Below are 17185 nucleotides of genomic sequence, written 5' to 3'. Positions count from 1 at the left end.
CATGCGTACGACGGGGCGATTGGGCAAGTGAGGCCGATCCGTGTCGAGGTCGGCACCCACACCGCTTGCCGTTCCAACCAAAGGCATGGATGGCGGGCCTTCGCCCACCATGACGGTGAAAGGCCGGCGTCAACGTGTCAGTCGTTCGGCGGACTGGTATGAGGCTTGAGTCCGGCCCGTGGGCGGCGGCATGATGTCGCCCCGTGATGGTTCGGGCAGGCCCGGCGTGACGGGTGACAGCGTCAGATGGACATCATGAGCCAACACCGAATCGGCATCGACCTGGGTGGCACCAAGATCGAGATAATGGTCCTCGGTCCCGATGGTGCCGCGGTCTTGCGCCAGCGGATTTCGACCCCGTCCGGCTATCAGGAAACCGTGGCAGCGATCGCGGGCCTGGTGCGCGCGTGCGAATCGCGGCTGGGTGTCAGCGCCTCGGTCGGGATTGGCATTCCGGGGGTGATCAGCCCCGCCACCGGACTGGTCAAGAACGCCAATTCCATCGCGCTGAACGGACACCGGTTCGACCATGACATGGGCGTGGCCCTGGACCGTGAGGTGCGGGTCGAAAACGATGCGAACTGTTTCGCCCTCAGCGAGGCCACCGATGGCGCCGGCGCGGGACTCGGGGTGGTGTTCGGGGTGATCCTGGGCACCGGCTGCGGCGGGGGCATCGTGATGCATGGCAAGGTGCATCAGGGACCGCACCGGGTCGCCGGCGAATGGGGCCATACCCCCCTGCCCTGGCCGCGTGGGCTGGAGGTGCCGGGGCATTTGTGCTGGTGCGGCAAGCATGGCTGCCTGGAATCCTATGTCGCGGGGCCGGCGCTGGCGCGCGACTGCGACGGGCCCGGGGCGCATGACGCCAGTGGGTTGCCGGATCGCGCCGCCGGGGGGGACCGAGCGGCGATGGATGCGCTGGAGCGGCATGCCGACCGGCTGGCGCGTGGGCTGGCTGTGGTGATCAACCTGCTCGATCCCGATGCCATCGTCCTGGGCGGCGGACTGTCCAACATGGATCATCTGTATGTGGCGTTGCCGCGGCTGATTCCGGTGCATGCGTTCAGCGACGTGATCGCGACTCCGGTGCTGCGGAACAAGCATGGCGACTCGTCCGGCGTGCGCGGTGCCGCCTGGCTGTGGCCCGCCGCCTGACATGTCCGCCCTGTGCCGCGACTGCTGCCTGGTTGCGGACACGATTTTGCCGCGCGTCGCGGACACGACATCGCCGCGTGTCGCCGACACGACTTCATCCCGCTGTCCGAACTGCGGTGGCGGGCGGCTGGTCCGTCATCCCGCGCTGTTCAGCCTGACCATCGCCCATGTCGATTGCGATGCGTTCTATGCCAGCGTCGAGAAGCGCGACCGGCCGGAGCTTCGGGCACGCCCGGTGATCGTCGGCGGTGGCGTGCGGGGCGTGGTCACCGCCGCCTGCTATGTCGCCCGCATCTACGGCGTGAAAAGCGCCATGCCGATGTTCAAGGCGCTGAAAGCCTGCCCCGATGCGGTCGTCATCAAGCCGGATTTCGCCAAATACAGTGCTGCCTCCCGCCAGGTGCGGGCGTTGATGAATGAACTGACTCCGCTGGTACAGCCTTTGTCGATCGATGAAGCCGTGTTGGACCTGGCGGGTACCCAGGCGCTGCATGGCGCGGCGCCCGCCGTCGTGCTGGCACGCTTCGCCAACGCGGTGGAACAGCAGGTCGGCATCAGTGTTTCGATCGGCCTGGCGGCGAATAGGTTGATGGCGAAGATCGCCGCCGGCCGGGGCAAGCCGCGCGGATTCACGGTGATCGGTTCGGAGGAAGCCGCCGCGCTGCTGGCGCCGGAATCCGTTCGCCTGCTGCCCGGCGTTGGGGCCGCCCTGGCGCGGAAACTGGAAACGCTGGGGATCACCCGTCTGGGGCAGTTGCAGGCACTGCCGGACCGCGATGCGTTACGAAAGCTCGGGGATGACGGACCTGGCCTGGTCCGGCGGGCGCGGGGGGAAGACGCGCGCGTGGTCGATCCGTCGCGGGAAACCAAGTCGATCAGCGCGGAGACCACTTTCGACCGCGATTTGTCGGCCGTCATGGACCTGGAACGCCCCCTGTGGCGGATGTGCGAGAAGCTGGCGCGGCGCCTGAAAGACCACGAACTGGCCGCGGGCGGCGTGGTGCTGAAGCTGAAGACGTCGCGGTTTGCCGTGCGTACGCGCGCGGCCCGGCTGCCCAGCCCCACGGTCCTGCCCGACCGGCTGTTCGATCTGGCCCGCTCCCTGTTGGTGAAGGAGGCCACGGGCGCTGAATTTCGCCTGATCGGGATCGGCGCGAACCCGCTTGTCCCCGCTTCGACCGCGGATCTTGGCGACCTGGCCGATCCCGGCACGCCCAGGCGGGCGGCGGCGCAGGCGGCGATCGATGTGCTGCGCGGGCGTTTCGGCGAAAGTGCGATCGCCCGCGGCCGTTCGCTGCGTTAACTGACCGTTCCGGCTGGCGGATCGGAGTCGCCGAAACGACTCGTGTCATGGGCATTTCAGGCGTGTTTTTACCGGGTCGTGTTCGTGAATACTAAGCCATGATTGCCCGAGCGGCCGCATGGCGTGTCTTAATTGATGAAATTTTCTTCATATCGGCGACACTGGATTACAATTGTAATTTTCCGCTCCCATCACCGCCGGGTTGAACGTGTGTCACGCCATCGGCGATCCGCGTGTCGAGAGACCGATCCCCAGCCGGGTTGGCGTGCGTCAAAATCATCAAAAACACACGGTAAAATCGCCAAAATCGGCACGAGCGACCGCGATCGGGGCCGGCCTCGCGCCGATGCGGGCCACCACGCGGCGCGCGGCCGGCGCGACAGTTACAAAGGTCGATACGAAGTTACATCGCGTCATATATCAGTATTGTTACGGAAATATAATCGACGAAACGGAACAAATCTCGGCGGTACACTACCTCGTTACGCGACACGAACTCGATGACGTGACATCTATCATATGACGGTCATCGCTTCGATCCGGGGTTGGCCGCCTATTGACAGGAAAGGTATAGGATTATGATCACAAACGAAGTTAGCGACGGTCTGGCCGGAATCCTGCGAACCGCGATCGTGGAGCTCGTCCGCCGCGACGGTCCTGATCTGTCCGCCCGACAGCTTGGTGTTTTCCTGACGTGCTATCTGGAAACCGAGGCGCAGACCGTCCGTGGGCTAGCCGGAAAACTGGGCGTGTCGAAGCCGGCGATCACGCGGGCGTTGGATCGCCTGTCGGAGTTCGACCTGGTGCGCCGGAAGACCGATCCGCTGGATCGCCGCAGTGTCCTGGTGCAACGCACCGCGACCGGCATGGCGTTCCTGCGGGAGATGCGGACGATCCTGCGCGACGCCGCGACGACCATGCGGATTTCCGCCGAACCGGCACCAGGCCGGGCACGCGCCGGCGAACCGGCTCGGGCGACGCACTGACATTCGGGCCGCGTCGATTCGCGGCCCGGCCGCCTCTTGCCACGGTGCTTCGGTCCGGGATTATCGTTCCGGTGCGGCGTGCCGGCGACCGTGACAGAGGGGGGCGAGGATGAACGATTTTCCATCACATGATGGCAAGGCTGGGTTGTACGACGACCTGGCCAGTCAGATCGACGGATTGCTGGCGGGTGAGAGCGATTTCACCGCCAATTTGGCCAATGCCGCGGCGGCGATCTATCATGGCCTGCCCTCGCTGAACTGGGCGGGTTTTTATCTGTTGCGCGGGCGGGAACTGGTCCTGGGGCCGTTCCAGGGCAAGCCGGCGTGTGTTCGCATTGCCATGGGCAAAGGCGTCTGCGGCACATCCGCAGAACGGCGCCAGTCAGTGCTGGTGCCCGATGTGCATGAATTTCCCGGTCATATTGCCTGCGATTCGGTCTCGCGTTCCGAACTGGTGGTGCCGCTGATGCGCGGCGACACCCTGATTGGCGTACTGGACCTGGACAGCCCGCTGCCGGCGCGCTTCGATGCGCTCGATCAGGCCGGTTGCGAGGCATTGGTGGCGATCATCGTTCGTCACCTGGGCTCCGTTCGGCCTGTTTGATCGCGTCGCGAGTCCGCGGCGCGCCCACAGGGGAGAGAACCTATGCTCATCGATCATCGCACCTACACCGTGAAGCCGGGCACCATGGCCAAGCAGGCGGCGCTGTATCAGGAATTCGGCCTGAAGGCGCAGACCCGGCACCTGGGCCAACCGCTGGCCTGGCTGATCACGGAGTCGGGTGAAGTAAACACCTATGTCCACATCTGGGTTTACAAGGATGCCGCCGACCGGGCCACCAAGCGGGCCGCGATGGCCGCCGATCCGGAGTGGCAGGCGTACGTGCAGAAGAACGGCGAGGCTGGGTATCTGATCGCCCAGAAGAACAGCCTGATGACACCGGCGGCGTTCGCGCCGATCAACCGGTAGTTTCCGGAGGGAGGAGATCGGGACACGATCTCCTCCTCACCGGATAGCGGTCAACTCGAGGGGTTGGGGACCAGCGCTGCCTCGACCTTGTCACCGCGGCGGCGGATACGCAGCACCTGTTGCTGCTGGCCGACGGCAAAGGGGACCGAGACGAATTGCGATTGGCCTGGCAGCAGCAGTGAGGCGAAACGCACCACGGCATGCTTTTCCGTATCGCCCCCCTGCCCTGTCACCGAGTCCACCGTGGTCACCACGTGCCAACCATCGGCCTGACTGACCCAATAGGTGACGGCCGAGGTGGTGGCGCTCAGTTCAGTCACCACGGCCTGGCCTTCGCGCACCGTCCGGTCGGGCTGCGTGGCGGATGCAGCCGGGGCAACGGCCGCCAGGACCGCTGCCAGGATGCCGGCTGCCGTCGTAGCGTTCGTCATGTCACGCCTCGGCTGGTTGGCGAACGTTGTACCGGGCGGCCGGGGCGGCGTTCGATAGCCGGCCGGACATTGCCCGCCGAGCGGCCTCGAACGTGTCCCATTCGGTTTGGTCGGGCAGCGCCGGGATTGTAACGACCTCACCCTGTTCCAGCCCGGCCAGGGCGGCGTCGACCATGTCTTCGGCGGACATCACCCAGGCGGTGGGAAGGTTGTGGACCGGCAGGCCGGCGATGTCCCAGAACTCGGTGGCGGTCGCCCCGGGCAGGACCGCCTGGATGCGCACACCCTTGTCGGCGAGCTCATGTTGCAGCGACTGGCTGAGGGCGAGCACGAAGGCTTTGCTGGCACCATAGACGCCGTTGAGTATTTCAGGCGCGATCGCGACGACGGAGGCGATGTTGATGATCGTCCCGCGGCCGCGGGCGACGAACGCGGGGGCCACGGCGTAGGTCAGACGGGTCAGCGCACCGACGTTGAGCGCGATCATCTCATCCATCTTGTCGATGTCCGACTGCAGCAGCGGCGCGGTGGCGCCGACGCCGGCGTTGTTGACCAGCATGGTGATGCTGGCGTCGGTGCGCAGGACGGTCTCGACGCGGGCGACGTCGGCTTTGTTGTTCAGGTCCGCGGTGACGATTTCGATGGAGCGGCCGGTTTCGGTGGTCAGCCGGTCGGCCAGTTGACGCAGCCGATCCCGGTTGCGGGCGACCAGGATCAGGTCGTAGCCCTGATGCGCGAGGCGGTTGGCGTAGACGGCGCCGATGCCCGATGAGGCGCCGGTGACCAGGGCGGTGCCCTTGTTTTCGATGGAAGCCATGATGCTGTCTCCTGGCGGACGGGATGCCCGCGGTGTTGGGGAGACAATTAGTCAGCCTCGACATTGACCGAAATGTCGTATAAGCGACGTTTTAGGACATCGTAGGGGGATGACCATGCAGCGGGTCGGATTTCTCATTTCGCCCGGCTTCCAGATCATGGACTTTGCCGCGGTCTCGGTTTTCGAGTTTGCCAACCTGGAGGCGGATGACACGGTTTACGACGTGCATCTGCTGTCCGAAGCGGGCGGTCCGGTGCGTTCCTCGGTGGGGATTGTGGTCGAAACGACGGTGCCTGATGAGGCGGCGTTCGACACGTTGATCGTGTTCGGCAGCACGATGGTCGCGCCATCGACGCCCGGTCTTCTTGCTTTCCTGCGCGAGACGGCGCCGGTATCCCGACGGGTCGGGTCGATCTGCACCGGTGCGTTCATTCTCGCCGAGGCTGGCCTGCTCGACGACCGGCGCGCGACCACACATTGGTTCCACGCGCGGGACCTGCAGGCGCGTTTCCCCGATGTCAGGGTGGAGGAAGACCGGATTTTCATCATCGACGGCCCGGTCTGGACGTCGGCGGGGATGAGCGCGGGCATCGACCTGGCGCTGGCGATGGTCGAGAAGGATCTGGGTTCGGACGTGGCTCGGTCCGTCGCGAAGAAGCTGGTGGTCTACCATCGGCGCGCGGGTGGGCAGTCGCAGTATTCGGCGCTGCTGGAACTGGAACCCAAATCCGATCGGATTCAGAGCGCGCTGGCTTATGCGAAGAAGAACCTGCGGACGCCGCTTTCCGTCGAGGAACTGGCGAAGGCCGCGCATCTGAGTCCGCGGCAGTTCAGCCGGGCGTTCCATGCTGAAACCGGGCAGTCGCCCGCCAAGGCGGTGGAGAACCTGCGCGTCGAGGCCGCGCGGCTGATGATGGAACAGGGGCGTCATCCGATCGACGTCGTTGCGCGTGAAACCGGGTTTGCCGATCGGGATCGCATGCGTCGTGCGTTCCTGCGTGCGTTCGGTCAACCGCCGCAGGTGATTCGCCGCAACGCGCGTGCCGAGGCGATGGTCTGAGGGGCTGTGGTTGGTGGGGTGATTGGGCGTTCTATCGCGGCGGTGGTCCGGCGTAGGGTTGAGGGGCTTCGTTGACCAGCGTTGTCTTGGGCCAGCGGCGTCCGAGCCGTTTGGGCTGGCGCCCTTACTGGGGCAGATGGCCCGGACTGACACCGGGCCATGACGGGTCAAGAGGCAGCCTCAACGGTTTTTACGTGCGAAAACAAAGGCGTAGATGGTGGGTGGTACAGACCGGCTACATTGGTAACACTTTAGACCGGGCACATGGGTAACACTCTGGATTTTGGTCTGGAGGAGCGAGCCATGGGGTGGGCGGTGGAGAGTGTGATGAACCAGCGTCTGTGCTTTATTGCGGCGTGCCTGCGTGCCGAAGAACCCATGAGCGCGCTGTGCCTGCGGTTCGCGATCAGCCGCAAGACCGGCTACAAATGGCTTCACCGCTACGGCGCGCTGGGGGTGGCTGGGCTGGCGGACCGAAGTTCTGCACGTCACACCATGTCGCCGATGATGGAGGTGGATGTCTCTGACGCACTGCTGGCGTTGCGTCAGGTGCGCCCGACCTGGGGCCCTCGTAAGCTTTTGGCGCGTCTGGAACGGGATAAACCGGGGATCAAGTGGCCGGCTGCCAGCACAGTGGGCGACCTTCTCAAACGTGAGGGACTTTCGGAGCTGCGGCTTCGACGATCACACGAACCTTCGCGAGCCCGGCCGCAGATCGAGCCGACGGCGCCCAACGAGAGCTGGGCGGCGGATTTCAAGGGTTGGTTCCGCACCGGCAATGGGGTGCGCTGTGAGCCTTTCACCGTGACTGATGGCTACAGCCGCTATCTTCTGGCGTGCCGGGCCGTGCCAAGAACCACGGCGGCGGAAGTAAAAGCCATCCTGACGGAGTTGTTCATCAGCCATGGTTTGCCGCGCGCGCTGCGCACCGACAATGGCTCACCGTTTGCCAGTCGCACTGGGCTGGGTGGGCTGACGGGTTTCTCGGTCTGGCTGTTGAAGCTGGACATCTGGCCCGACCGGATCGCGCCAGGGCGACCGGACCAGAACGGACGGCACGAGCGGATGCACCGCACGCTGGGTGAGGATACGGCGCACCCGCCAGCCAAGACGGTTGTGGCGCAGCAGGCGAAATTCGATATTTGGCGGAATGACTTCAACGCCAACCGGCCGCATGAGGCGTTGGCACAGCGGTGCCCGGCGGAGCTGTATCAGTCTTCGGCCCGGCGCTATCCTGAGACGATCCGGGTGTGGGACTATCCGGCGGACCATCATGTCCGGCCGGTTGGCAGTTCTGGCAACATCAGGTGGCGGGACGAAGCCGTTTATGTTTCGGAGGCCTTGCGTGGGGAGATGATTGGTTTGGCCCGGCGCGATGACGGCCATTGGGCGATCCGGTTCCGTAACTTCGATCTTGCGACGCTGGATGCCGAGACGAACAAGATCAGACGGTCCGGATTGATCCGGCTGACGCCGGTCGCGAGCACCGAAACCGCGGCGTGAGGCAGAACCCAACCTGGCCGAGCCTGGCACAGGGTTCGCCGCCCTCAAGGACGCTACGCGCCGCCGAGGCGGTGGCTTGAAAGCCATCCTTGACCGCGGTGAACCCTGTGCCGGCGGGACATTAGGCCGGGACGAAGAAACGGCCCGCTTCAGCCGAACCAAGAAACCGGATGCGCGACAATTGGTGCAAACAAATCAGGAAACCTGTTACCCATGTGCCCGGTCTGAAGTGTTACCAAGGTGCCCGGTTGTAGAGGCCTGCGCCCACCATGACGGTGGCACGGCAATGGCCGAAGGGTCAACATCAACAGCCGCCGGTATTAGTTCGCCCTCAGAGATCCCCCCTTAAGCCACCAGCGCCGCCAGCAGCGAATCCAGCCGTATCCGCCCTTCCCGGGTCGCCACCAGCCGCTCCGGCGTCAGCGTCAGATAGCCTTCCTCGATGCACCGGCCCAGCACCCCAACATCCACCGATTGCGCCAGCGTCCGGCCCGTTCGCGTCTCGAACCGGCCCAGTTCGATCCCCTCCGCCAGCCGCAACCCCATCAGCAGACCCTCCCGCGCGCGCTCCTCGGCTGGGACCGGCTCATCCGTCGTCAGTCCGGTCCCGGTCCGCTCCACCCGTTCGGCCCAAGGCTCCGGCGCCCGGTGCCGCCGGGTCGCGAGCAACACCCCGCCCACCGTAACCCGCCCATGCGCCCCCGGTCCGATGCCCGCGTAATCGAGATACCGCCAGTACGCCAGATTATGCCGGCTCTCCTGCCCCGGCCGGGCGTAGTTGGAGATTTCATACGCCAGCAATCCAGCCCGAACGCATTCCTCCTCGGTGGCGTCATACAGCGCCGCGGCGGTATCCTCATCCGGCAACACGATCTTCCCCTGCCGGTGCAACGCCTCGAACGGCGTCGCCGGCTCGATCGTCAGTTGGTACAGCGACAGGTGATCCGCCGCGATCGTCAGCGCCGCCCGCAATTCAGCCCGCCAACTCGCCATATCCTGGCCCGGCCGAGCATAGATCAGGTCGAACGACACACGCGGAAACAGCCGCCGGGCCAGCGCCAGCGCCGCGACCGCTTCCCCGGCCGAGTGCTGCCGCCCGAGCGTGCGCAAAGCGGTCTCGTCAAGGCTTTGGATGCCGATCGACACCCGATTGACCCCAGCCGAACGATAATCCACCAGTCGCCCGGCCTCGATGCTGGTCGGGTTCGCCTCCAGCGTGATCTCCAGGTCATCCACAGGATCGAAATACCGAACCGCGTCGTCCAGCAGCGTCGCGACCGTGGACGGGTCCATCAGACTGGGCGTGCCCCCGCCGAAGAACACCGACGTCAGCCGCCGCCGCCCCAGCCGTTCCGCCTCGGTGGCCAGTTCCCGCCGCAGCGCCGCCGCGAAGCGGGTCTGGTCAATCCGCTCCCGCACATGGGAGTTAAAGTCGCAATACGGGCATTTGGCCAAACAGAATGGCCAATGGACGTACAGCGCGAGGTCTTCGGTCAAAGCTTCAGTCGGGTTGGAATGCGCATATTCAGATAGTTGGGTACCGCCCACGTCTCCCGCACCTGCCGCACGACATGGAATCCCGCTCGGATATAATTCGGCAACGCCCGAGGATGATCCGCCGTGCAGGTGTTGACCGTCATGCCCCGGGCGCCATGCCGCCAAACCTCATCCACCGCGGCGCGCAGGAAGGCGAATCCCGTGCCATGACCGATCGCACCGGGCATCAGGCCGAAATAGCTCAGGTTCACATCCGGCCAGGGACGCGCATCCAGCTCGAAAAACCCGGCCGGCTCCCCCTTCGCGTATAATGTATAGATCGCCACCGCCTTGTCGCGCAGCAGGGCCGCGAGTTCGTCGTCCGGCGTCGTGCGGCGCAGCCACCACAAATAATCCGCGCCCACGGTATTGTAGAGATAGCGATAGAACGGCACCGAAGGTTCCAGGGCGCGGACGATCTGAAATCCCGCCGCCAAACCCGGTGCCTTGTCCCGAGGCGCCTGATCCATCCGCAGGAATGTCACCGTGACGCCGACCCGCGTGACCGGACCCATCTGCCTTCCCTTATGACCGCAGTACGAAATCTTTATCCCCAAAATCCCAACCATGCCACCTCGGGCAAGGCTTTTTCGCACATATCCTATCCTGCCAATGACACGAACGGGAAAAATCCCGCCGTTTACAGGTGCGATCGACCTGTCACGTGCCGGTATTCCCGGACGAACTGCTCGACAACTGCCTGCATGCGGTTACACTGCCGGAACCGATGGACCGTTCAGCCGCCTTGTGCCGCGCCGGTCCCTGATCCACTCACGCGGGAGGACAGCATGGCTGGCGACACATCATTCGGGACCGGACCCCTCTCATCGTGGCCGAACCGGGATGCGATGAGCGCCACGCTGGCCCGTCATTGGTGGGCGATCATGCTGCGCGGCGTGATCGCGGTGCTGTTCGGCATCATCGCCTTGGCCGCACCCGGCGCGGTGCTGCTGTCCCTCGCTTTCCTGTTCGGCATCTATTTGATGATCGACGGCATCATCGGCCTGATCGGGTCGATACGCGCGGTCGCCGCCCACGGCCATTGGGGCCCGCTGCTGGCGGAGGCAGTGCTGAACATGCTGATGGGACTGATCGCGTTGTTCATGCCGGCGGCCGCGGTCCTTGCATTCGTGCTGCTGATGGCGGCATGGGCGTTGATCAGTGGCGGGTTGATGCTGGCCGCCGCGATGAAGCTGCATACCAGCCACGGACGCTGGTGGCTTGGGCTGGGCGGCATGGCATCGCTGATCTGGGGCGTATTGCTGGTGATCGCGCCGCTGGAGGGCGCGGTAGTGCTGACCTGGTGGCTGGGCCTCTACGCGATCGTCTTCGGCGTCGCCCTGCTCGGGTGCGGCTGGCGGCTGCGCGGTCGGCACCAGGGCTACCAAGGGGCGTAGGTCATGTCTGATCGCGAGGTTCACGCCTTCCGGCCCCCGGCCTCAGGCGATCACGGCCTTTGTCTGATCGCGTGATTCGCGCCTTCCGGCCTTCCGGCCTCAGGCGATCACGCTCAAGTCAGTCGTCCCGGTGAACCCGCTCCATCTTCTCGTGCCGCTCCTGCGCCTCGATCGACATCGTGGCGATGGGACGAGCCTGAAGACGCTTGATGCCGATCGGCTCATCGGTCTCCTCGCAGTAGCCGTAGGTGCCGACCTCGATCCGCACCAGCGCCTGGTCGATCTTGGCGATCAGCTTGCGGGCCCGGTCACGGGTTCGCAATTCCAGCGCCCGATCCGTCTCCACGCTGGCTCGGTCGGTGATGTCGGCCTCGTGGATACCGCCTTCAGACAGGCTGGCCAGGGTGCCATCGGCTTCCCGCAGCAGATCGGCCCGCCAGCGCAGCAGCTTCTGGCGGAAATACTCGACCTGCAGCGGATTCATGAACTCTTCGTCCTCGGAGGGGCGATAATCGGGCGGCAAACTCACCATCATGCGCATTCGATCCTGCCTATCCGCCCGCCCGCTGCCACCGGCTGGAAGCCGAGGTCTCAGGCGCCCGGCCCATTCCGGGTAGGGAACGCGCGGACGTATAGCCGCCTGTCCGGCGGACGCCAAGAGCGTGTTCCAAAACGTCACGGCGGTGCCATGGCGCCGGAGGTCAATCGGCATTTGCCGCCGCCCCGATGTGCCGATCGGCAGGATTTGCCGCCCTTTTGCCCCCGCGAGACCGCCCGATTGCCGACTTTTCGGTCCGGCACGGAAGTTGCTGTGACGGAGGTGTAGCCTTCTTCAGGATGAACCCTTGGGCAAATTGCGTATGGTCGCCGCCCTGCTGCTTGGCCTGATCCCGTATACGGGGATATCGGCCTGGGCAGACGTGCGGATCAAGGACATCGTCGACGTCGAGGGCGTGCGTGAGAACCAGTTGATCGGCTACGGGCTGGTCGTCGGCCTGAACGGCACCGGCGACAAGCTCAACAACAACGTCTTTACCCGTGAATCGCTGGTCGGGATGCTCGAACGCCTCGGCGTCAACACCAGGGACCAGGTCTCGGTCCTGTCCACCAAGGATGTCGCTGCCGTCATGGTGACAGCCGAACTGCCCGCCTTCGCCCGCGGCGGCAGCCGGATCGACATCTCGGTCTCCGCCCTGGGCGATGCCACCAACCTGACCGGGGGCACCTTGCTGGTGACGCCGCTGCTCGGTGCCGACGGGGAGGTGTATGCGGTCGGCCAAGGCACCCTGACCACCGGCGCGATTGCCGCCCGTGGCGCCGCCGCATCGGTCACCAAGGGCGTGCCCACATCCGCGCGGATGATCAACGGCGCGACGGTCGAAAAGGACATCCCGTACGACCTCGATAAAAACAACGGCCTGTGGCTGGGCCTGCGCAACCCGGACCTGACCACGGCCGAACGCATCGCCGCCGTCATCAACAGGACCCTCGGCATCATCGCCAAGGTCACCGACCCGCGGACGGTGCGCATCGACCTGACCGGCCGCGATGCGGTCGACACGCTGGCCCGGATCGAGGATCTGCGGGTCGAACCGGACAATGCCGCCATCGTGGTGATCGATGAAGCCAGCGGCACCATCGTGATGGGCGCGAACGTACGCATCAGCACCGTGGCGATCGCGCAGGGCAACCTGACCATCCGGGTGACGGAGACACCACAGGTCAGCCAGCCCGGTCCACGCTCCAACGGTACCACCGTGACGGTCCCGCGGACCCGGATCGACATCGACGACCAGCATGACAAGAAGCTGGGCATCCTGACTTCCGGCGTGACTTTGCGCGACCTGGTGGCCAGCCTGAACGCGCTGGGCGTCGGACCGCGCGACCTGATCAGCATCCTGCAATCGATCAAGGCAGCCGGTGCTCTGCAAGCGGATTTGGAGGTACGCTGATGACAACGCCGTCGTCCATGCCGTCGCTGGTGCTTCCGGTCGCGAGCCAGCCTACCGCCGTGCGTCCGACGCAAAGCCCCGATCCGGCGAAAATCGCCAAATCGGCGCATGAATTCGAGGCCATGGCGATCGGCCAGCTTCTGGAGCCGATGTTCGACACCGTGGACAGCGCCCACGACGCGTTCGGCGGCGGTGCGGGCGAGGAAGCCTGGAAGCCGATGCTGGTGCAGGCGTTCGCCAAGCAGATCGAGGCGCATGGCGGCTTGGGACTGGCCAAGCCGATCTATGACGCGATGTTGCGCGCGCAGGAAGCAGGGTCGAAATGAGCACCGGCCTTCTGGACGCCGCCCAACGGCTGGTGGACCTGCTGACGCAGGAGAACGACGCGCTCAAGCGCATGGATTTCCCCGCCGCCGTCGCACTGGTGGCCGCCAAGGAAGAGGCCCTCGCCGATCTGACGAAACACCCGGCGATGCGCCCGATCCCGCCATCGCTGGCTACGCTGGGGCAACGCCTGGGCACCCTGGCGGCCGAGAACCAGACGCTTCTGGAACGTGCCATCGCGGTGCAGACGCGTATCGTGCGGATCGTCGCCCGTGCCGGGGCGCCGCCGCCCGCGGCCACGCGGTATGGCGGCCATAGCAACCGGATTCCATCGAACCGGGCGGCCGCGCTCGCGCTTTCCACCAGCGCCTGATCGCGACGGGCTCCGCACCGACCGCGTCATGGCGCGGCGACAGTCTGTACACGCCAGTCCGGGCCATTTGCTACGATCATGTGCCGGATCGGATGGCTGCACCGACGCCGGCCATGTCGAACCGAGAATCGGCCTCAACACGCGCTGGTATTACCCGGCATACGCTGGTCTGTGCGGTGGAATAACGTCGCAGGCACCTTGCGCCCATTAACGGATTGGTAAGTTTTACCGTTTAGCCCTGTGTCCCGAACCTTCCGGTACCATGATGACCAGGGCGTCCAGACACGATGGCTAAGGCAGCGCGCAACACCTCGGACGGGGAGATGTCCGGCCTTCACAAAGCATCGATCCTGATGCTCGCGCTGGGTGAGGAGCACGCCGGCAAGCTGTTCGCCATGATGCATGAGGATGAGATCAAGGCGATCTCCGCCACCATGGCGCAATTGGGCGTCATCCACGCCGACACCGTCGAATCCTTGTGTGGCGACTTCGTGGAGAACTTCGGTGCCACCGGCGGCATCATGGGCAGCTACGAAAGCACCGAAAACCTGCTGATGAAGGCCCTGCCCAAGGACCGCGTCACCCAGATCATGGAAGAAATCCGTGGTCCTGCCGGCCGCACCATGTGGGACAAGCTGGGCAACGTCAGTGAGGAGATCCTGGCCAGCTACCTCAAGAACGAGTACCCGCAGACCGTCGCCGTGGTGCTGTCGATGGTCAAGGCCGACCATTCCGCCCGCGTCCTGACACTGCTGCCCGACTCCTTCGCGATGGAGGTCGTCATGCGCATGCTGCGCATGGAATCCATCCAGAAGGACGTCCTGGAACGGGTGGAACGCATCCTGCGGGCCGAATTCATGTCCAACCTGGCCCGGGCATCGCGGCAGGATTCGCACCAGTTGATCGCGGAAATATTCAACAACTTCGACCGCAAGGCGGAAACCCGGTTCCTCGCCGGGCTGGAGGAAAGAAACCGGGAATCGGCGGAAAAGGTGAAGTCGCAGATGTTCACCTTCGCCGATCTGGTCCGCATCACCTCCGCCGGCCTGCAGGTGCTGCTGCGTCAGATCGACAAGGAAAAACTGCCGATCGCGCTGAAGGGCGCCAGCGAAACGATCCGCACCCTGTTTCTGTCGCAACTATCCGAACGCGCGGCGAAAATGTTGCGTGAGGATATCGCTGCCCTCGGCCCGGTCAAATTGAAGGATGTCGAGGATGCCCAGGCCAACATCGCAAACCTGGCCAAGGAACTGGCGGCCAGCGGCGAAATCGAAATCAGCACCGGCAGCGACGACAGGATGATCGAATAGACCGAGATCGCCTCCATCCACCAAGGGGTTGGCAAAATGACGACCGATACGACATTCGCCGTTTTCGAAGACTTCAACGAGCCAAGGGAAACGCCTGACCCGCCACCGGTCGAAGACACACCTTCTCCGTTCGACGAACTGGGTGAGATCCGCGAAGAAGCATGGACCGACGGCTACCTGACCGGACGTCAGGAACGCGACGCCCACGCCAACGACCGAAACCATGCGGCTCGGCTGCTGACATCGGTGCATGAACTGGACGCCAAAGCCGCGGAGGCCGTGGAGGCGGCGTCCCTCGTGGTGGCGGACCTGCTGGTCAACACCGTTATCGCCGTCACGGCCGACAACTGGTCCGCCCGGTTGCTGGATCGGGTGCGCGCGGTCGCCGACCGGATCAAGCCCGCGTTGACCGTCGCCCCCGAGTTCGTGCTGCGCGACGACAACGGGACCGCACAGTGCTTCGGCGACATATCCGCCTTATCGCACGCGCTGGATGCCGGCAACACCGGTGAGGCCGTAACGATCCGCTGGCACCGTGGCGAGGCCATCATCAGCCGCACCGCCTTGCTGGCGGATCTGCGAGACGCGATCATTCCGCTGTCAGCAAGCCAGCCAAACGGCCAAACCGCTAGGAATCCACTATGAGCGACCAGAATCCCACACCGGCTCCTGACCTGCGTGAGACGGCCGAGGTTGGTACCGCCAAAGACCTGGAGGCTGTCTACGACATCTCGGTCACCGTCAGCGCCGTTCTCGGCAAGGCGACCATGCAGGTTTCTCAGTTGCTCAAACTCGGCCGTGGCGCGGTCGTCGAACTCGATCGCCGGCTCGGCGAGGCAATCGACATCTACGTCAACAACCGCCTGATCGCGCGCGGGGAGGTCGTGATGGTCGACAACACCCGCCTCGGCGTGACCATGACGGAAATCGTCAAATCGGACCGTTCCCAATGACCGTCTATTCGGCGCCCGGCTTCCTGGTTCCCGACGACCTGGAAAGCGTCTTCCCGCCGGATCAGGATAGCCCCGATCGGATCGCCGCCTTCCCGCCGTCCCGTCAAAGGCCGCCGGCGGGCGACGGGCTGGTCTATCGCGATCCCACCATGTTCGCGGTGGTGCAACGCGCGCAGCGCATCGCCCGATCGGATGCCTCGGTGCTGGTCGGCGGTGAATCCGGCACCGGCAAGGAGGTCATCGCCCGTTACATCCATCGGAACTCGCCGCGCGCCGCGGGCCCGTTCGTCGCCGTCAACTGTGCCGCGATCCCGGAGCAACTGCTGGAATCGGAGTTGTTCGGCCACGAGCGTGGCGCGTTTTCCGGCGCCCTCGGGCAGCGGATCGGCAAGCTTGAAGCGGCGCAGAACGGCACAATCCTGCTGGACGAAATCAGCGAGATGGATCGCCGCCTGCAAGCCAAGCTGCTGCGCGCGCTGCAGGAGCGGGAGATCGACCGCATCGGCGGCCGGACGCCGATCCGGCTGAACGTCCGCATCATCGCGACGACCAACCGCGACCTGGAGCAGGAGGTCGCGCGGCAGACGTTCCGCGAAGACCTGTATTTTCGATTGAATGTCGTCGCGATCCATATTCCCAGCCTGCGGGATCGGCCAAAGGACATCCCCGCGCTGGTGGACCATTTCATCGAGAAATATCGCTGGGAGAGCGGCCGAACTCCTCGCCAGCTATCCGCCGCGGCGCTGAACGCCCTGATGGTTCACGATTGGCCCGGCAATGTGCGCGAACTGGAAAACACCATCCATCGTGCGCTGGTGCTGACGGCGGATACTATCATCGGCGCCAAGGCGCTGGAGGTCGGGCCGCCCTCGACCTGCGCGCCGGCGCTGGAGGCCGGTGACTATGCCGCCGGGTTCGTCGGCCGGCCGCTGCATCTGATGGAACGCGATGTCATCATCGGCACGCTGCGGCTGACCAGCGGAAACCGCACCAGGACCGCGTCCATGCTGGGTCTCTCGATACGCGCGTTGCGCAATAAGATCAGCCTGTATGCCGCGCAGGGCATCGAGGTCCCCCCGAGCGTCGCCGCGAGGACGCCCTGAAGGAACGAACGG

General features: G+C 65.0%; 20 protein-coding genes. 15 read left to right on the top strand and 5 right to left on the bottom strand.

From position 1 onward, the window contains the following. The first annotated feature begins 255 nt into the window (after positions 1 to 255). The 5 genes from GSQ89_RS19340 (at position 256) to GSQ89_RS19320 (ending at position 4414) form a co-directional block, all read left to right on the top strand. A complete protein-coding gene (locus GSQ89_RS19340; protein WP_158928206.1) occupies positions 256 to 1155 on the top strand; it encodes an ROK family protein in 900 nt (299 codons plus the stop codon). Position 1156: 1 nt separating this feature from the next. Next, a complete protein-coding gene (locus tag GSQ89_RS19335) occupies positions 1157 to 2458 on the top strand; it encodes a DNA polymerase IV (RefSeq protein WP_158928722.1) in 1302 nt (433 codons plus the stop codon). Between the two features lie 578 nt (positions 2459 to 3036). Beyond that, on the top strand, positions 3037 to 3444 hold the full coding sequence (locus GSQ89_RS19330; RefSeq protein WP_158928204.1) for a MarR family transcriptional regulator: 408 nt from the start codon (positions 3037 to 3039) through the stop codon (positions 3442 to 3444). Positions 3445 to 3553: 109 nt separating this feature from the next. Then, a complete protein-coding gene (locus GSQ89_RS19325) occupies positions 3554 to 4048 on the top strand; it encodes a GAF domain-containing protein (RefSeq protein ID WP_158928202.1) in 495 nt (164 codons plus the stop codon). Positions 4049 to 4090: 42 nt separating this feature from the next. Continuing rightward, a complete protein-coding gene (locus tag GSQ89_RS19320; protein WP_158928200.1) occupies positions 4091 to 4414 on the top strand; it encodes an NIPSNAP family protein in 324 nt (107 codons plus the stop codon). Between the two features lie 50 nt (positions 4415 to 4464). Here GSQ89_RS19320 and GSQ89_RS19315 read toward each other — a convergent pair whose 3' ends face one another. Then, the gene (locus GSQ89_RS19315; protein ID WP_158928198.1) at positions 4465 to 4845 is read right to left on the bottom strand and encodes a hypothetical protein; all 381 of its coding nucleotides are present in this window, start codon (positions 4843 to 4845) and stop codon (positions 4465 to 4467) included. Between the two features lies 1 nt (position 4846). Beyond that, on the bottom strand, positions 4847 to 5662 hold the full coding sequence (locus tag GSQ89_RS19310) for an SDR family oxidoreductase (RefSeq protein WP_158928196.1): 816 nt from the start codon (positions 5660 to 5662) through the stop codon (positions 4847 to 4849). A gap of 115 nt (positions 5663 to 5777) precedes the next feature. Between GSQ89_RS19310 and GSQ89_RS19305 the strand changes: the two genes are divergently transcribed. Together GSQ89_RS19305 and GSQ89_RS19300 are read left to right on the top strand one after the other, a co-directional pair. Then, entirely contained in the window at positions 5778 to 6722 is a 945-nt protein-coding gene (locus tag GSQ89_RS19305) for a GlxA family transcriptional regulator (protein WP_158928720.1), read from the top strand. A gap of 264 nt (positions 6723 to 6986) precedes the next feature. Next, the gene (locus GSQ89_RS19300) at positions 6987 to 8225 is read left to right on the top strand and encodes a DDE-type integrase/transposase/recombinase (RefSeq protein ID WP_158928194.1); all 1239 of its coding nucleotides are present in this window, start codon (positions 6987 to 6989) and stop codon (positions 8223 to 8225) included. Between the two features lie 345 nt (positions 8226 to 8570). On the opposite strand, the gene hemW is transcribed toward GSQ89_RS19300, so the two are convergent. Next, positions 8571 to 9722, bottom strand: a complete 1152-nt coding sequence (gene hemW / locus GSQ89_RS19295) for a radical SAM family heme chaperone HemW (RefSeq protein WP_158928192.1) — start codon at positions 9720 to 9722, stop codon at positions 8571 to 8573. Continuing rightward, positions 9719 to 10276, bottom strand: a complete 558-nt coding sequence (locus GSQ89_RS19290) for a GNAT family N-acetyltransferase (protein WP_158928190.1) — start codon at positions 10274 to 10276, stop codon at positions 9719 to 9721. The genes hemW and GSQ89_RS19290 overlap by 4 nt, the downstream gene beginning before the upstream one ends. A gap of 333 nt (positions 10277 to 10609) precedes the next feature. On the opposite strand from GSQ89_RS19290, the gene GSQ89_RS19285 reads away from it, so the two are divergent. After that, positions 10610 to 11158 carry an HdeD family acid-resistance protein gene (locus tag GSQ89_RS19285; RefSeq protein WP_216856277.1) on the top strand — a complete coding sequence of 183 codons (549 nt, stop codon included), beginning with the start codon at positions 10610 to 10612 and terminating at the stop codon, positions 11156 to 11158. Positions 11159 to 11276: 118 nt separating this feature from the next. On the opposite strand, the gene dksA is transcribed toward GSQ89_RS19285, so the two are convergent. Then, positions 11277 to 11690 carry an RNA polymerase-binding protein DksA gene (gene dksA, locus GSQ89_RS19280; RefSeq protein WP_158928718.1) on the bottom strand — a complete coding sequence of 138 codons (414 nt, stop codon included), beginning with the start codon at positions 11688 to 11690 and terminating at the stop codon, positions 11277 to 11279. A gap of 328 nt (positions 11691 to 12018) precedes the next feature. On the opposite strand from dksA, the gene GSQ89_RS19275 reads away from it, so the two are divergent. The 7 genes from GSQ89_RS19275 to GSQ89_RS19245 all read left to right on the top strand — a co-directional run bounded on the left by GSQ89_RS19275 (position 12019) and on the right by GSQ89_RS19245 (position 17173). Next, positions 12019 to 13110, top strand: a complete 1092-nt coding sequence (locus GSQ89_RS19275; protein WP_158928716.1) for a flagellar basal body P-ring protein FlgI — start codon at positions 12019 to 12021, stop codon at positions 13108 to 13110. After that, on the top strand, positions 13110 to 13436 hold the full coding sequence (locus GSQ89_RS19270) for a rod-binding protein (RefSeq protein WP_158928186.1): 327 nt from the start codon (positions 13110 to 13112) through the stop codon (positions 13434 to 13436). Before GSQ89_RS19275 ends, GSQ89_RS19270 begins: the two co-directional genes overlap by 1 nt. After that, a complete protein-coding gene (locus GSQ89_RS19265) occupies positions 13433 to 13807 on the top strand; it encodes a hypothetical protein (RefSeq protein WP_158928184.1) in 375 nt (124 codons plus the stop codon). The genes GSQ89_RS19270 and GSQ89_RS19265 overlap by 4 nt, the downstream gene beginning before the upstream one ends. 323 nt (positions 13808 to 14130) lie before the next feature. Beyond that, entirely contained in the window at positions 14131 to 15117 is a 987-nt protein-coding gene (gene fliG, locus GSQ89_RS19260; protein WP_254073282.1) for a flagellar motor switch protein FliG, read from the top strand. Between the two features lie 36 nt (positions 15118 to 15153). Continuing rightward, positions 15154 to 15762, top strand: a complete 609-nt coding sequence (locus GSQ89_RS19255) for a hypothetical protein (protein ID WP_158928180.1) — start codon at positions 15154 to 15156, stop codon at positions 15760 to 15762. Then, the gene (gene fliN / locus GSQ89_RS19250) at positions 15759 to 16070 is read left to right on the top strand and encodes a flagellar motor switch protein FliN (protein ID WP_158928178.1); all 312 of its coding nucleotides are present in this window, start codon (positions 15759 to 15761) and stop codon (positions 16068 to 16070) included. Before GSQ89_RS19255 ends, fliN begins: the two co-directional genes overlap by 4 nt. Beyond that, positions 16067 to 17173, top strand: coding sequence for a sigma-54-dependent Fis family transcriptional regulator (locus GSQ89_RS19245; protein ID WP_158928176.1), 1107 nt, complete (start codon positions 16067 to 16069; stop codon positions 17171 to 17173). Before fliN ends, GSQ89_RS19245 begins: the two co-directional genes overlap by 4 nt. Positions 17174 to 17185 lie beyond the last annotated feature (12 nt).

This window comes from Acidisphaera sp. S103 (assembly GCF_009765975.1).
Taxonomy (GTDB): Bacteria; Pseudomonadota; Alphaproteobacteria; order Acetobacterales; family Acetobacteraceae; genus Rhodopila.
The sequence above is the reverse complement of the archived record's forward strand: the minus strand, read 5'-3'. Positions and strand labels throughout refer to the sequence as shown.

Coding starts and splice junctions, on each gene's coding strand:
- GSQ89_RS19340 (WP_158928206.1), top strand. CDS start 256: ATGAGCCAACACCGAATCGGCATCGACCTGGGTGGCACCAAGATCGAG.
- GSQ89_RS19335 (WP_158928722.1), top strand. CDS start 1,157: ATGTCCGCCCTGTGCCGCGACTGCTGCCTGGTTGCGGACACGATTTTG.
- GSQ89_RS19330 (WP_158928204.1), top strand. CDS start 3,037: ATGATCACAAACGAAGTTAGCGACGGTCTGGCCGGAATCCTGCGAACC.
- GSQ89_RS19325 (WP_158928202.1), top strand. CDS start 3,554: ATGAACGATTTTCCATCACATGATGGCAAGGCTGGGTTGTACGACGAC.
- GSQ89_RS19320 (WP_158928200.1), top strand. CDS start 4,091: ATGCTCATCGATCATCGCACCTACACCGTGAAGCCGGGCACCATGGCC.
- GSQ89_RS19315 (WP_158928198.1), bottom strand. CDS start 4,845: ATGACGAACGCTACGACGGCAGCCGGCATCCTGGCAGCGGTCCTGGCG.
- GSQ89_RS19310 (WP_158928196.1), bottom strand. CDS start 5,662: ATGGCTTCCATCGAAAACAAGGGCACCGCCCTGGTCACCGGCGCCTCA.
- GSQ89_RS19305 (WP_158928720.1), top strand. CDS start 5,778: ATGCAGCGGGTCGGATTTCTCATTTCGCCCGGCTTCCAGATCATGGAC.
- GSQ89_RS19300 (WP_158928194.1), top strand. CDS start 6,987: ATGGGTAACACTCTGGATTTTGGTCTGGAGGAGCGAGCCATGGGGTGG.
- GSQ89_RS19290 (WP_158928190.1), bottom strand. CDS start 10,276: ATGGGTCCGGTCACGCGGGTCGGCGTCACGGTGACATTCCTGCGGATG.
- GSQ89_RS19285 (WP_216856277.1), top strand. CDS start 10,610: ATGAGCGCCACGCTGGCCCGTCATTGGTGGGCGATCATGCTGCGCGGC.
- dksA (WP_158928718.1), bottom strand. CDS start 11,690: ATGGTGAGTTTGCCGCCCGATTATCGCCCCTCCGAGGACGAAGAGTTC.
- GSQ89_RS19275 (WP_158928716.1), top strand. CDS start 12,019: ATGGTCGCCGCCCTGCTGCTTGGCCTGATCCCGTATACGGGGATATCG.
- GSQ89_RS19270 (WP_158928186.1), top strand. CDS start 13,110: ATGACAACGCCGTCGTCCATGCCGTCGCTGGTGCTTCCGGTCGCGAGC.
- GSQ89_RS19265 (WP_158928184.1), top strand. CDS start 13,433: ATGAGCACCGGCCTTCTGGACGCCGCCCAACGGCTGGTGGACCTGCTG.
- fliG (WP_254073282.1), top strand. CDS start 14,131: ATGTCCGGCCTTCACAAAGCATCGATCCTGATGCTCGCGCTGGGTGAG.
- GSQ89_RS19255 (WP_158928180.1), top strand. CDS start 15,154: ATGACGACCGATACGACATTCGCCGTTTTCGAAGACTTCAACGAGCCA.
- fliN (WP_158928178.1), top strand. CDS start 15,759: ATGAGCGACCAGAATCCCACACCGGCTCCTGACCTGCGTGAGACGGCC.
- GSQ89_RS19245 (WP_158928176.1), top strand. CDS start 16,067: ATGACCGTCTATTCGGCGCCCGGCTTCCTGGTTCCCGACGACCTGGAA.